This window comes from Azoarcus indigens (assembly GCF_004361735.1).
GTDB classification, from domain to species: domain Bacteria; phylum Pseudomonadota; class Gammaproteobacteria; order Burkholderiales; family Rhodocyclaceae; genus Azoarcus; species Azoarcus indigens.
Genome location: NZ_SNVV01000021.1, coordinates 36,205 through 47,831, shown reverse-complemented (window position 1 = coordinate 47,831; position 11,627 = coordinate 36,205). Strand labels below are relative to the sequence as shown.

Below are 11,627 nucleotides of genomic sequence, written 5' to 3'. Positions count from 1 at the left end.
CGGCGGCCGGTGGAGTTCAGCCCTTGCGCTGCAGCTTCGGCCGCCAGTAGCGCCAGGCGAGGAAGGCGAACAGGCCGGTGGCGAGGATCAGGAAGCCTATGCCCTGCCAGTAGGGAATCGGATCGGTGGCGAGGAAGTAATCGCGCGAGGGGCTGGGAAAATGCACCCGGCCCTTCAGCAGTGCGTCCACGATGGTCGCCAGGGTGGCCACCGCCGGGAGGAACCAGATCAGGAAGCCGAGGCCGACGATGAACTTGTCCAGCGCTGGCGTGCGCTTGTCGCGCGCCTGGTAGACGCTCTCCACGCCACACCACAGCGCGACCAGGAAACCGATCAGGCACAGCAGCGGCGCGAGGGCAAGCGCGGCGCCGAAGGCGGTGGCGGCACCCATGAAGGTGGCGCCTTCCAGCGGCATGATGCCGGTCCACAGCACTTCGGCCGAGCCGAACAGCCAGATCGACAGCGGCAGGGCGACAACGAACAGCAGCAGGGCGTTGCGGGCGCGGCGCCGGCTGGCATCGCCGGGCAGGCGGGCGGGGGCGGACGGGGAGGCGGTGGTCATGGGGACGGTCGCAAGGGAGGAAAGGAGCCGCAGCCGGTTCCGGCGCGGCCGGCGAGTGTACTACGCCCCCGAGTGGTGCGAGCTTAGGTTGGCTCGAGGCTGCGGCAGGTGGGGCCGGCGTTCAGGCGAAGTAACCATGCAAGTACCAGTCGCAGGGCGGGTCGAGTTCGCGGTACAGCCAGCAGCGCGCGCCCTGCGCGTCCAGCGCCTGGTAGTAGTCGCGGCGGATGCCGGCTTCGTCCCACCAGCCGCTCTCGATGCGCTCCGGGCCGGAGAGCAGGCGGAAGCCTTCGCCGGGCGTGGCATCGGCGGCCTTGCCCTGTGGCTGCAGGCGGCGTGCCTGTGGCAGCAGCCATAGCGGGCGCTGCTGGGTCGGCAACGGTGGCATGCCGCGCTCCGCGCGCGGGGCATCCGCCGGCGGTTCCGTCCCCCAGGCCCGCTCGGGGCGATGCTCGGCCAGCGGACGAAGCTGGCGGACGCTGTCCTCGCCCAGCCGCGCCCGCAGGCGATCCACCAGCAGGCGGGCGCTCTCCCGCGCGGTGCCGGGATCGCCGAACAGATCGTCGGAACGCGGCGCCAGCGGCGAGGGGGCATCCGCATGCAGGCGCAACTCCACCACCGGCTCCGGCAGGCTCAGCGCCGCCAGCCGCTCGCGGGCGAGCAGGCCGAGGCGGTCCTGGTCGCGGCTGGGGGCGCCGGTGACGATGTCCACCACGGTGTCCTCGCCATGTTCGTGCATCAACACCAGCCGGCAATGATCGGCCGCGGCCTGCCGGGCGGCGAGCCAGCCGGAAAGACTGGCGAAGAGCCGGCGGGCGGCGAACAGCAGGGGTTCGACCGCGATGGTGGGCGAGGGCATGACCAACCGGTGCTCGAAGCGTGGCGGCGGCTGGTAGGCGGAGCGCAGGTCGGGCGTTTCGCCATAGGCGAGAGCGAGCGTATGGGTGACGGCGGCGGCGTCCCGCCGGGCGAGACCGGCGCGGGGCAGGCGGCGGATGTCGCCCAGCGTGCGGGCGCCGATGCCGGCCAGCAGCTCCAGGTTGTGGCCGGCGACGTCGCTGCCGTCCAGGAGCACCGCCAGCGGCAGTTCGTCCAGCATGCCGCGCCAGTCGGGCGGCAGGGGCGCGCCGCCGCGGCCGGCGCGTGCCAGCCAGCGCGCGGCCAGCGGTGTCGGTGCGGTGGCGGCCACCGCATGCAACCCCAGCGCGGCCAGCCCGGCGAGCAGGCTTTCGCGCAGGCTGGATTCGCCGCCGAACAGGCGCAGGCTGGCGCCGATCTCCAGCAGCAAGCCGTCCGGTGGGCAGAAGCTGAGCTGCGGTGTGTAGGCGCCGGCCCAGTCAGCCACCTCCTTCAGGGTGGCTTCCTCCAGTTCCGGATTGCGCTCCCGCAGTTGCAGCGCGGGCGCGACAGCCAGCGCGCTGGCCAGGCGCTGGCCGCGTTTCACGCCGAGCGCGCGGGCCTGCGGGCTGGCGGCGCAGATGCGCCGGCCGGGTGCGCCCTCGGTCACCGTCAGCAGGCCAGGCTCCGCGCTACCGCGAGCAAAGACCTGCAAGGGCAGCTGGGGCAGGATCAGGGCGAGCCATAACATCGGAAGGCGGCACGGCGAGGTCGTCGCCGCGCAGGGGAAGCAAGAGGGGTGCGGCGGTTGGTGGGCCGCGGCGTTTCAGGATGTCGACGCGCAGATGCTTGCCGGCCGGGCTCAGGGCCAGCCGCAGGCTGGCGGGAGAGGACTGGCGGGCGGCGTTCTCCGGCCGGAAGAGGAAGAGCGGCGTGGCCGACTCCTCGGCCGCCAATTGCAGCCGGCGCAGCGCGGCGGTATCCGCCCGCTGCGGCCAGCACAGCACCGCGGCGCAGGCGGCGGAAGCCACTGCCTGGCGGGTGGCCCAGAGAATCTCGCCCGCGCTGGAAGGCGTGATCAGCAGCAGCCGGGACAGCGGCACGCCGGCTGCCGCCAGCGCTGGCGCATAGGGGATGAAGGGCGGCGCGATCCAGGCCAGCCAGCGGTCGTCGGGCGTCTGCCGGAGCAGGGGGAGCAGCAGGCCGAGTTCGCCGCAGCCCGGCTGTGCGACCAGCAGTTCGATCAGCGCCGAAGCCGGCCAGCCGCCGCCGGGCAGCTCCGCATCCAGCGCGGCGAAGCCGGTGGGGCGTACCGGCCCGCTGCCGCGCGCCATGCGGCTGGCCTGCCAGACCAGGCCGGTGGCGAGTCGGCCGGCAACGTCGACGGTGGGGTTCGCGCTGGCGCTCCTGGCGAGGGCGAGACCCATGATGTGCGCGGCCGGCGGCTGGGAGAGGAGGGCGGTGGCAGCCCTCAGTGGTCCTTGCGGATCAGGCCCACCATGATGCCCTCGATGACCAGCGGGGTATGCCGGGTATCGACGACGATGGGCTGGTAATCCGGGTTGGCGGGCAGGAGCTCCACCACCGCGCCCTTGCGTTGCAGCGTCTTCACGGTGACCTCATCCTCCAGCCGGGCGACCACGATCTGGCCGTTGCGGGCCTCGGCGGCGCGATGCACCGCCAGCAGGTCGCCGTCGAGGATTCCTGCGTCGCGCATGCTCATGCCCCGCACCCGCAGCAGGTAGTCGGCGCGGGGAGAGAACAGGGCGGGGTCTAGCTGGTAGTGCTGTTCCACATGCTCGGCGGCGAGGATGGGACTGCCGGCGGCTACCCGGCCGACCAGGGGCAGACCCAGCGCCTGTTGCACGAGGCGGATGCCGCGCGCCCGGCCGTCCTCCAGCAGGATGGCGCCTTTGGCCGCCAGCGTGCGCAGATGGCTTTCGGCGGCATTGGGCGAGCGGAAGCCGAAGGCGGCGCAGATGTCCGCCCGGGTGGGGGGGCGGCTGTCGTGCTCTATGCTCTGGCGGATGAAGTCGAGGATTTCCTGCTGCCTGGGGGTAAGGTGCTCGCTGCGAGCGCTCATGACGATCTCCGTGTAGAGCTGTAATTTTAAACAGCCCCGGGCTTCAAGGGAAGGCAAAGCGGTGGCGACGGGCGGGCATCAGGCGAAAGGCGCAGCGGCGGGAAGGAATGTGCAAGCCTGCTTGAGCCCGGCGTGCATCTGAACTATTCGTAATGGACGAGGCGTTCCACCGGAGCGTCGGTCCGTCGAAAAGGAGGATGCCGTGCCGTCCAGTCCTGCAGCGCTTCCAGGTAGTGTTCGCCCAGCCTCTCCGCTAGAATCGCCGCTACGTCAGGGGGAGCCCATGCTGCAAAGCGGAGACATCGCACCCACGTTTTCTTTGCCCGACGCGGACATGGCGGATTTCGATCTCGCTACCGAGAAGGGCAAGCGCCATGTGGTTCTCTACTTCTACCCGCGTGACAAGACGCCGGGATGCACCCTGCAGGCCGCAGACTTCAGCGATCACGAGGAAGAGTTCGCCCGCCACGATTGCGTGGTGGTGGGCGTCAGCCCGGACGATTGCCTGACCCACGCCGAGTTCCGCGATGAGCAGGGGCTGTCGGTCAGGCTGTTGTCGGACACCGACACCGAAGTGTGCCGGCTCTACCATGTCTGGCGGCCCAAGGTGGTCGATGGTGTGGAAAAGATGGGTGTGCTGCGCTCCACCTTCATCATCGACAAGCAGGGCGTGCTCAGGCACGCGCTCTACGACGTCACGCCTCGCGGCCATGCCGCCGCGGTATTCGAACTCGTCAAGGAACTGGAATCCAATGCAAACGGAAATCGTAAAGAACAGCGTGGTCACGCTTAACTACACCGTCCGCGATCCGGACGGCAACATGATCGACGATGGCCAGCATCCGCTGATTTACCTGCACGGCGGATACGACGGCATCTTCCCGAAGGTGGAAGAGGCGCTGCACGGCCGCAAGACGGGTGACAAGCTGCAATTGAAGCTGCAACCGGAAGACGCCTTCGGCGACTACGACGAGGAACTGGTGCTGGTCGAAGACGCCAAGCTCTTCCCGGAGAACATCGAAGTCGGCATGTCTTTCGAGCGCGTCACCGACGACGGCGAGGAAGAGATCCTCTACCGCGTCACCGACATCGCCGAAGGCAAGGTGGTGGTCGATGGCAACCATCCGCTGGCCGGCGTCGCGCTGGTGTTCGACATCACCGTCGCCGAAGTCCGCGCGGCGACCAGTGAAGAGATCACCCACGGTCACGTGCATGGCCCTGGCGGTCATCACCACCACTGAGCATTCCCCGGGGGCCGCGACAGCGGCCCCTGTCGCATCCGGCCTCTGTCAGCTTCTGAATCCTTCCTTTCGACTATCCAGATGAGCGCTTCCCCTCGCGCTGAAAATGCCCTGCTTGAAGTGGCGGACCTCAATGTCGTGCTGGATAGTCCGGCCCGGCGCCTGCATCCGGTGGATGGCGTGGATTTCTCCATCGCCGCCGGCGAGACCTTTGCGTTGCTCGGTGAGTCGGGCTGCGGCAAGTCGATGACGGCGCTGGCCCTGACCCGCCTGCTGCCGGAAAGCGGCCGAATCCACGCCGGTCAGGTCCGCCTGGGCGGTGACGATCTGCTGGGCCTGTCGGAGGCGGGGATGCGCGCGGTGCGCGGCGGGCGCATCGGCATGGTGTTCCAGGAACCGGCCACCAGCCTGAACCCGGTGATGACCGTAGGCGACCAGATCGGCGAGGTGCTGGCCCAGCACCGCGGTCTGGAGGGCGCGGCGCGCCAGGCCGAGGTGGTCCGCCTGCTGGCGGCGGTGGGCATTCCGGACGCCGCCAGGCGTGCGGCGGACTATCCCTTCCAGTTCTCCGGCGGCATGAAGCAGCGGGTGATGATCGCGATGGCGCTGGCCGGCGAGCCGGAGCTGCTGATCGCCGACGAGCCCACTACCGCGCTGGACGTGACCATCCAGGCCCAGGTGCTGGATCTGCTCGCCCGCCTGCAGGCCGAGCGCGGCATGGGCATGCTGCTGATCACCCACGACCTCGGCGTGGTCGCCCGCAGCGCTGACCAGGTGGGGGTGATGTACGCCGGCCAACTGGTGGAAACCGGCGCTCGGGACGATTTCTTCCGCGCGCCGCTGCATCCCTATTCCCGCAAGCTCTTCGCCGCGCTGCCCTCGGGCGCCCAGCGCGGCGGGCCGCTGGAGGCGCCGGAGGGCAGCGTGCCGGTACTGGATGGCGATTTCCCCGGCTGCCGCTTCGTCGAGCGCTGCCCGCTGGCTTTCGACCGCTGCGACGACGAGGCGCCTGACTGGGCCAGCGTGGGTGCGCAGCGGGTGCGCTGCCATCTGTACGAGGGCGTCAGCATTCCGCGAGCGTTGGAGACCAGGGAAGCGAACTACGCCGCCGCGGTTGCGCGCAAGCAGCAGGCGCCGGTGCTGGAGGTGCGCGATCTCAAGGTCCATTTCCCGGTGCGCAAGGGCGTGCTCAAGCGGGTGGTGGGCCAGGTGCGCGCGGTGGATGGCGTCAGCTTCAGCCTGGTGCCAGGGCGCACACTGGCCCTGGTCGGCGAGTCCGGCTGTGGCAAGACCACGGTGGGGAAGGCTCTGCTGCAACTGATCCAGCCCACCGCCGGCGAGGTGTTCTTCGACGGGGAGAACATGGTGGGGCAGCCGCAGAAGGCGCTGGTGGAAATGCGCAAGGCGGTGCAGATGGTGTTCCAGGACCCCTTTGCTTCGCTCAATCCACGCATGCGCATCGGCGACATCATCGAGGAAGGCATGGCCAGCCTGGGTGTTGGCGACAGCGCGGAGGCCCGCTCCCGGCGGGTGGATGCGCTGCTGGAACGCATGGGGCTGCAGGCGGCGATGCGCTGGCGCTATCCCCATGAATTCTCCGGCGGCCAGCGCCAGCGCATCGCCATTGCCCGCGCGCTGGCCGTGTCGCCGCGGGTGCTGGTGTGCGACGAGCCGACCAGCGCGCTGGACGTGTCGGTGCAGGCCCAGTTGCTGAACCTGATGCGCGAACTGCAGCAGGAGCAGGGGCTGGCCTATCTCTTCGTCACCCACAACCTTGGGGTGGTGGATTACCTGGCCGACGAGGTGGCGGTGATGTACCTCGGCCGCATCGTGGAGTATGGCGCGGTGGAGCAGGTGCTGGCGGCGCCGGCGCATCCTTACACCCGGCTGTTGCTGGCGGCGGTCCCCAAGGCGGATGGAGAGGGCGGGGCTGGAGGAGGCGCCGCGGCGAGCGCCGGCGAGATATCCAAGCCGGAGGTGGAGTTGCCTTCGCCCCTGAAGCCGCCCGCCGGGTGCCATTTTCATCCGCGTTGTCCGCAGGCCACCGACATCTGCCGGGTCACCTATCCCACTCCCACTGTGTCGCACAGCGGTCATGCGGTGAGTTGCCACTGGCCCCTGCAGCGTTTGTAAGACGCCCGCGGATTACTTTGCCGCGGGTTTCTTGGGCTGCTGTTGGGGCTTGGTTGCCCCCGAAACCGGTTTGCTGTTTTTCTGCGGCGTGGCCTTGGCCGCAGGCGCCGCAGCCTTGCCCGCGGGCTTGGCACTGCTCTTGGCGGGTGTAGCGCTCTTGGCCGACGTGGTCGCCTTCTTCGCTGTGTTCTTGTTTGCAGCCGCCTTTGTGGTCGGGGCGGTGGCAGGCTTGCCCGAAGCGGGAGCCTTGGCCGGGGTGGTCGGAATCTTGCGGATCGGTGTGGTGGTGTTCGCAGTGAGTTTCACCTGCGGCCGGTTTGGCAGCAGCCGGGTGACCTGCAGTGCGCCGCTGGGGTCCACGCCATCTGGCACCAGCAGGGAGTAGCCGGCGCCGACGCGGCTGCGGGCGTTCAGGCCGTTGAGCTGCAGCAGTTGGGCGAGGGTGAGATCGTGGCGCTGGGCGATGGCGGCCAGCTTTTCGCCGGGGCCGAGTTCATGCACCCGCCAGCCCTTGCCGTCTTCCGAGAGTTGCTCCAGGCCGGCCTCGAAGTGGCTCGCGCGTTCGGTGGGAACGATCAGCGTCTGGCCGGGCAGGGTGACGGCAGGGCGGTTGAACGAAGGGTTGAGCGCCAGGAACTCCTCCAGCGACAGGCCGGCCAGTTTCGCCGCCGCCGCCAGATCGGTGCCGATAGGCGCGGCCACCGCGACGAAGTTGGCTTCGTTCGGTACGTAGGGCAGTTCGAAGTGGAAGAGTTCGGGCTGGGAGACGATGTTCTTGATCGCCTGCAGCTTGGGTACGTAGTTGCGCGTCTCGTCCGGCATCCGCAGCTGGCTGTACTCGGCCGGCAGGCCGGCGTCCACGTTGCGCTGGATGGCCCGGGCCACTGCGCCCTCGCCCCAGTTGTAGGAGGCGAGGGCGAGATGCCAATCGCCATGCATCTCGTAGATGGTCTGCAGATAGTCGAGTGCCGCGTTGGTGGAGGCGATCACGTCGCGCCGCTCGTCCACCCAGGAATCCTGGGTGAGGTTGTAGTTCTTGCCGGTGGAGGGAATGAACTGCCACAGGCCGGAAGCGTGCGCCGGCGAGTAGGCCAGCGGGTTGTAGCTGCTTTCCACCATGGGCAGCAGCGCCAGCTCGGTGGGCATGCCACGGCGTTCCAGTTCGTCGACGATGTAGTAGAGGTAGCGGCCGCCGCGGGCGAAAACCTGTTTCAGGAAGCCCGGGCGGTTGAGATAGAAGAGTTGCTGGTCGGCAACCAGCTGGCTGTCCAGATCGGGCATGCTGAAGCCGCGACGGATGCGGTCCCAGATCTCGTTCGGGTTGCGTGTCAGGTCCAGCGTCAGCACCCGGGGCTCGTTGGTCATTTCGCTGGGGGCGTGCAGACCGATGGCCTCGGCCGGTGCAGCCGACGTTTCCTGGGCGGAGACCGATGCTCCGGAGAGCAGTACGGAGAGGGAGAGAAGGAGCGGCGCGAAGAACTTCGCCATGGCGGAAACCGGGCCGGGGGCGCTGCGTAAAGCGGGAGAGTCTAGCCAGCGGCCGGCTTTCGCGTCAATTTGGGTCTTGTCGAAGCAAGGGGGCGACTTTCACTGGTCATGAGGACTCAAACGAAAGTTATAATCCGGCCCAATACATGCGCCAGCGTGTCAAGTTTCCCTTTTTGGCGCCATTCGCCTTGTTAGGATGGCTGCAGTCCTTGGGGTCGAGGTCCCGCTTCCCGCCATGAAAGCCCTGGTCATCGAAGATACGGTCACGAGTGCCACCCTCGTGTGCAATCAGCTCACCAAGATGGGGCTGACCGCGCTGCATGCGCGCAATGGCGAGACGGGCATCGAGATGTTCAAGCGCGAGCGGCCCGACCTGATCCTGCTCGACATCATCATGCCGGGGCTGGATGGCTTCGAGGTGGCGCACCGCATCCGCCAGCTGGAGCGCGACGGCGAGTGGACGCCCATCATCTTCCTCACCGCGCGGACCAGCGACGAGGATCTGCAGCGCGGCATCGAGGTGGGGGGCGACGACTATCTCGCCAAGCCCGTTTCGGAGATGGTGCTGAAGTCCAAGGTGCGCGCGATGCAGCGCATCGCCCAGATGCGCTATTCCTTGCTGGTGCTGACCCGCAAGCTGGACGAGGCCAACCGGGAGCTGACCCGTCTTTCCTCGGTCGATGGCCTGACCGGCATCGCCAACCGGCGCCGCTTCGACGAAACCCTGCTGCGGGAATGGCGGCGCGCCTCCCGGGCCGGGAGCTCGATGGCCCTGCTGGTGGCGGACGTGGATGCCTTCAAGCAGTTCAACGATGGTTACGGTCACCAGGTGGGCGATGAATGCCTGAAAGCGGTGGCGCGGACGTTGGAGCAGAACCTGCGCCGCCCGACCGATCTGGTCGCCCGCTATGGTGGCGAGGAGTTCGCTGCCATCCTGCCGGACACGGCCGCGGAAGGCGCGGTGGGTGTTGCCGAGGCGATGCGCAACGGGGTGGAAAGCCTGCGCATCACCCATCGTTTCTCCAGCACCGCGCCGGTGGTGACGATTAGCGTGGGGGTGGCCTGGGTGCAGCCGGCACGGGGCGATGACCAGGGTTATCTTGCGCTGCTGAAGGCGGCCGACGATGCGCTCTATGCGGCCAAGCACGGTGGACGGAACCGCCTTGAGTTGCGCCACTACGAGAGCTTCGCCAGCCACTGAGGCTGCCGGGGTGCTTGCGCCTCATGCGCCGCAGGGGCGAGTCCCTCAAAAGACGTCTTTCCAGGCCCGCAGCGCTGCCAGACAGGCAACCGCATCCGCCGGCGGCGTCCCGGCATGCTGGGTTACCGCGGCGATCACCCCGGCCTCCTGCGTGCGCAGGAAGGGATTGATGGCGCGTTCCCGGGCAATGGTGCTGGGCAGGGTGGGCTTGCCGCCCGCCCGTTGCGCTTCGCACCAGTGGGCGTATTCGTCGCGCGCCGGGTTGTGGGGCTCGGCCGCGCGGGAGAACGCCAGATTGGATAAGGTGTACTCATGGGTGCAATACACCCGGGTCTCGGCTGGCAAGGCGTTGAACTTGGCCAGCGAGGCGGCCATCTGGGCCGGGCTGCCTTCGAACAGGCGCCCGCAACCGGCAGAGAACAACGTGTCGCCGCAGAACAGCAGCGTCTCCCCGTAGTAGGCGACATGGCCGGCGGTATGGCCGGGCACGTCCAGCACGCCGAGCGTAAGCTTCAGGTCCGGCAGCACGACGGTATCGCCCTCCATCACCGGCCGGTTCACGCCGGCGATGTTCTCCCGGCCGGGACCGAACACCGGTATTTCTTTGGCGCTAAGCGGTGCAGCGTCCAGCAGCTCGCCGAGGCCGCCGACATGGTCCGGATGGTGGTGGGTGACGAGGATCGCGCTCAAGGCCAGATCCTCGGCCTGGAGGTAGGCCTGCACAGGCGCTGCGTCGCCCGGATCGACCACGACAGCGTGGCGGCCGCGACGAAGAAGCCAGATGTAGTTATCGCGAAAGGCGGGAAGAGGGATAATGGCGTCCATAAGTCCCGATTTTGAAGCGCTGACCATCCATGTCAATCCTCAGCCTGTCTGACTGGCTGGCGACACCCCAGGGGCGATACCTGCTCGAATGGGAGCAGGCCAAGTTCGACATCCTGCTGGCCGATATCTTCGGCTACAACGCCCTGCAGGTCGGTCTGCCCGAGATCGATTTCCTGAGAGCAAACCGCATGCCCTTCCGCTTCCGCTGTGGCCGTAGCGGCGAGGTGGGCGTGTTCGCGCTCGAGGATGCGTTGCCTTTTGCCACCGCCAGCCTGGATCTGGTGGTGCTGCCGCATGTGCTGGAGTTTGCCCCCCGTCCGCACCAGGTTCTGCGCGAGGTGGAGCGGGTGCTGGTACCGGAAGGCAGCGTGGTCATCGCCGGGCTGAATCCCTTCAGCCTGTGGGGTGCCCGCCGGCTGGCGGTGCGGGGGCAGGGGAGTTATCCCTGGCGCGGTCAGTACCTGTCGGTAGGTCGAGTGAAGGATTGGCTGACCCTGTTGGGTTTCGAGACGCAATCGGGCAGTTTCGGTTGTTACGCGCCGGCGGTGACCAGTACCAAGTGGTTGGAGCGCTGGCGTTTCATGGACAAGGCGGGCGACCGCTGGTGGCCGGTCTGTGGCGGCAGCTACATGCTGCAGGGTGTGAAGCGGGTGCAGGGCATGCGGGTGATCATGCCGAACTGGCGGGAGAAGCGCGCTACCGCGAAACGCCTTTCCACCGTCGCCCAGCGGAACGAGGACGCCACACAATAGAAGAACTGGCGCGGCCAGAAAGGTTGGACGGAAAAGAGAATGGAAGAAGTCGATATCTATACCGATGGCGCCTGCAGCGGAAACCCGGGCCCGGGTGGCTGGGGCGCGATCCTGCGCTCAGGGGAGCACGAGAAGGAGATCTGGGGTGGTGAGCCGCAGACCACCAACAACCGGATGGAACTTCTGGCGGTGATCCGCGCCCTGGGCCAACTCAAGCGGCCGGTCATCGCCCGGGTGCATACCGACAGCCAGTACGTGCAGAAAGGCATTTCCGAGTGGATCCACGGCTGGAAAGCGCGAGGCTGGAAGACCGCTTCCAAGGAGCCGGTGAAGAACGCCGACCTGTGGCGGGCCCTGGATGAGGCGGCCAGCGCCCACCAGGTGAAGTGGCTATGGGTGCGCGGCCACAATGGCCATCCGGAAAACGAACGTGCGGACGCGCTCGCGCGCCGTGGCGTGGACGCGACGCGCAAGAGCGGCCGGCCGGTCGAGCCCTGAACGGCTC

Annotated in this window: 12 protein-coding genes; 6 read left to right on the top strand and 6 right to left on the bottom strand. The window is 68.1% G+C overall.

What is annotated here, in order from left to right; translation table 11 throughout:
* Positions 1-16: 16 nt before the first annotated feature.
* The 4 genes from C7389_RS19415 to lexA all read right to left on the bottom strand — a co-directional run bounded on the left by C7389_RS19415 (position 17) and on the right by lexA (position 3,482).
* On the bottom strand, positions 17-562 hold the full coding sequence (locus tag C7389_RS19415; RefSeq protein WP_133594313.1) for a hypothetical protein: 546 nt from the start codon (positions 560-562) through the stop codon (positions 17-19).
* Between the two features lie 121 nt (positions 563-683).
* Positions 684-2,150, bottom strand: a complete 1,467-nt coding sequence (locus tag C7389_RS19410; protein WP_133594312.1) for a Y-family DNA polymerase — start codon at positions 2,148-2,150, stop codon at positions 684-686.
* The gene (imuA, locus tag C7389_RS19405) at positions 2,092-2,826 is read right to left on the bottom strand and encodes a translesion DNA synthesis-associated protein ImuA (RefSeq protein ID WP_133594311.1); all 735 of its coding nucleotides are present in this window, start codon (positions 2,824-2,826) and stop codon (positions 2,092-2,094) included. Before imuA ends, C7389_RS19410 begins: the two co-directional genes overlap by 59 nt.
* Before the next feature lie 44 nt (positions 2,827-2,870).
* Positions 2,871-3,482: a transcriptional repressor LexA gene (gene lexA, locus C7389_RS19400; protein ID WP_133594310.1), complete on the bottom strand. Its 612-nt coding sequence runs from the start codon at positions 3,480-3,482 to the stop codon at positions 2,871-2,873.
* A gap of 283 nt (positions 3,483-3,765) precedes the next feature.
* Between lexA and C7389_RS19395 the strand changes: the two genes are divergently transcribed.
* The 3 genes from C7389_RS19395 (at position 3,766) to C7389_RS19385 (ending at position 6,856) form a co-directional block, all read left to right on the top strand.
* Complete coding sequence (locus C7389_RS19395) at positions 3,766-4,275, top strand: peroxiredoxin (RefSeq protein WP_133594309.1); 510 nt, start codon at positions 3,766-3,768, stop codon at positions 4,273-4,275.
* The gene (locus C7389_RS19390) at positions 4,235-4,723 is read left to right on the top strand and encodes an FKBP-type peptidyl-prolyl cis-trans isomerase (RefSeq protein WP_133594308.1); all 489 of its coding nucleotides are present in this window, start codon (positions 4,235-4,237) and stop codon (positions 4,721-4,723) included. The genes C7389_RS19395 and C7389_RS19390 overlap by 41 nt, the downstream gene beginning before the upstream one ends.
* Before the next feature lie 81 nt (positions 4,724-4,804).
* Positions 4,805-6,856, top strand: a complete 2,052-nt coding sequence (locus C7389_RS19385; RefSeq protein ID WP_133594307.1) for an ABC transporter ATP-binding protein — start codon at positions 4,805-4,807, stop codon at positions 6,854-6,856.
* A gap of 12 nt (positions 6,857-6,868) precedes the next feature.
* Here the strand turns inward: C7389_RS19385 and C7389_RS19380 are convergent, their stop codons facing one another.
* Positions 6,869-8,344, bottom strand: a complete 1,476-nt coding sequence (locus tag C7389_RS19380; RefSeq protein WP_133594306.1) for a transglycosylase SLT domain-containing protein — start codon at positions 8,342-8,344, stop codon at positions 6,869-6,871.
* A gap of 235 nt (positions 8,345-8,579) precedes the next feature.
* Between C7389_RS19380 and C7389_RS19375 the strand changes: the two genes are divergently transcribed.
* Positions 8,580-9,545: a GGDEF domain-containing response regulator gene (locus C7389_RS19375; RefSeq protein WP_133594305.1), complete on the top strand. Its 966-nt coding sequence runs from the start codon at positions 8,580-8,582 to the stop codon at positions 9,543-9,545.
* A gap of 45 nt (positions 9,546-9,590) precedes the next feature.
* On the opposite strand, the gene gloB is transcribed toward C7389_RS19375, so the two are convergent.
* Positions 9,591-10,397, bottom strand: a complete 807-nt coding sequence (gloB, locus tag C7389_RS19370) for a hydroxyacylglutathione hydrolase (protein ID WP_425455585.1) — start codon at positions 10,395-10,397, stop codon at positions 9,591-9,593.
* Positions 10,398-10,399: 2 nt separating this feature from the next.
* Between gloB and C7389_RS19365 the strand changes: the two genes are divergently transcribed.
* Together C7389_RS19365 and rnhA are read left to right on the top strand one after the other, a co-directional pair.
* Positions 10,400-11,122, top strand: coding sequence for a class I SAM-dependent methyltransferase (locus tag C7389_RS19365; RefSeq protein ID WP_133594304.1), 723 nt, complete (start codon positions 10,400-10,402; stop codon positions 11,120-11,122).
* A 39-nt stretch (positions 11,123-11,161) separates the two neighbouring features.
* The gene (rnhA, locus tag C7389_RS19360) at positions 11,162-11,620 is read left to right on the top strand and encodes a ribonuclease HI (protein WP_133594303.1); all 459 of its coding nucleotides are present in this window, start codon (positions 11,162-11,164) and stop codon (positions 11,618-11,620) included.
* Positions 11,621-11,627 lie beyond the last annotated feature (7 nt).

Coding starts and splice junctions, on each gene's coding strand:
- C7389_RS19415 (WP_133594313.1), bottom strand. CDS start 562: ATGACCACCGCCTCCCCGTCCGCCCCCGCCCGCCTGCCCGGCGATGCC.
- C7389_RS19410 (WP_133594312.1), bottom strand. CDS start 2,150: ATGTTATGGCTCGCCCTGATCCTGCCCCAGCTGCCCTTGCAGGTCTTT.
- imuA (WP_133594311.1), bottom strand. CDS start 2,826: ATGGGTCTCGCCCTCGCCAGGAGCGCCAGCGCGAACCCCACCGTCGAC.
- lexA (WP_133594310.1), bottom strand. CDS start 3,482: ATGAGCGCTCGCAGCGAGCACCTTACCCCCAGGCAGCAGGAAATCCTC.
- C7389_RS19395 (WP_133594309.1), top strand. CDS start 3,766: ATGCTGCAAAGCGGAGACATCGCACCCACGTTTTCTTTGCCCGACGCG.
- C7389_RS19390 (WP_133594308.1), top strand. CDS start 4,235: ATGCAAACGGAAATCGTAAAGAACAGCGTGGTCACGCTTAACTACACC.
- C7389_RS19385 (WP_133594307.1), top strand. CDS start 4,805: ATGAGCGCTTCCCCTCGCGCTGAAAATGCCCTGCTTGAAGTGGCGGAC.
- C7389_RS19380 (WP_133594306.1), bottom strand. CDS start 8,344: ATGGCGAAGTTCTTCGCGCCGCTCCTTCTCTCCCTCTCCGTACTGCTC.
- C7389_RS19375 (WP_133594305.1), top strand. CDS start 8,580: ATGAAAGCCCTGGTCATCGAAGATACGGTCACGAGTGCCACCCTCGTG.
- gloB (WP_425455585.1), bottom strand. CDS start 10,397: ATGGTCAGCGCTTCAAAATCGGGACTTATGGACGCCATTATCCCTCTT.
- C7389_RS19365 (WP_133594304.1), top strand. CDS start 10,400: ATGTCAATCCTCAGCCTGTCTGACTGGCTGGCGACACCCCAGGGGCGA.
- rnhA (WP_133594303.1), top strand. CDS start 11,162: ATGGAAGAAGTCGATATCTATACCGATGGCGCCTGCAGCGGAAACCCG.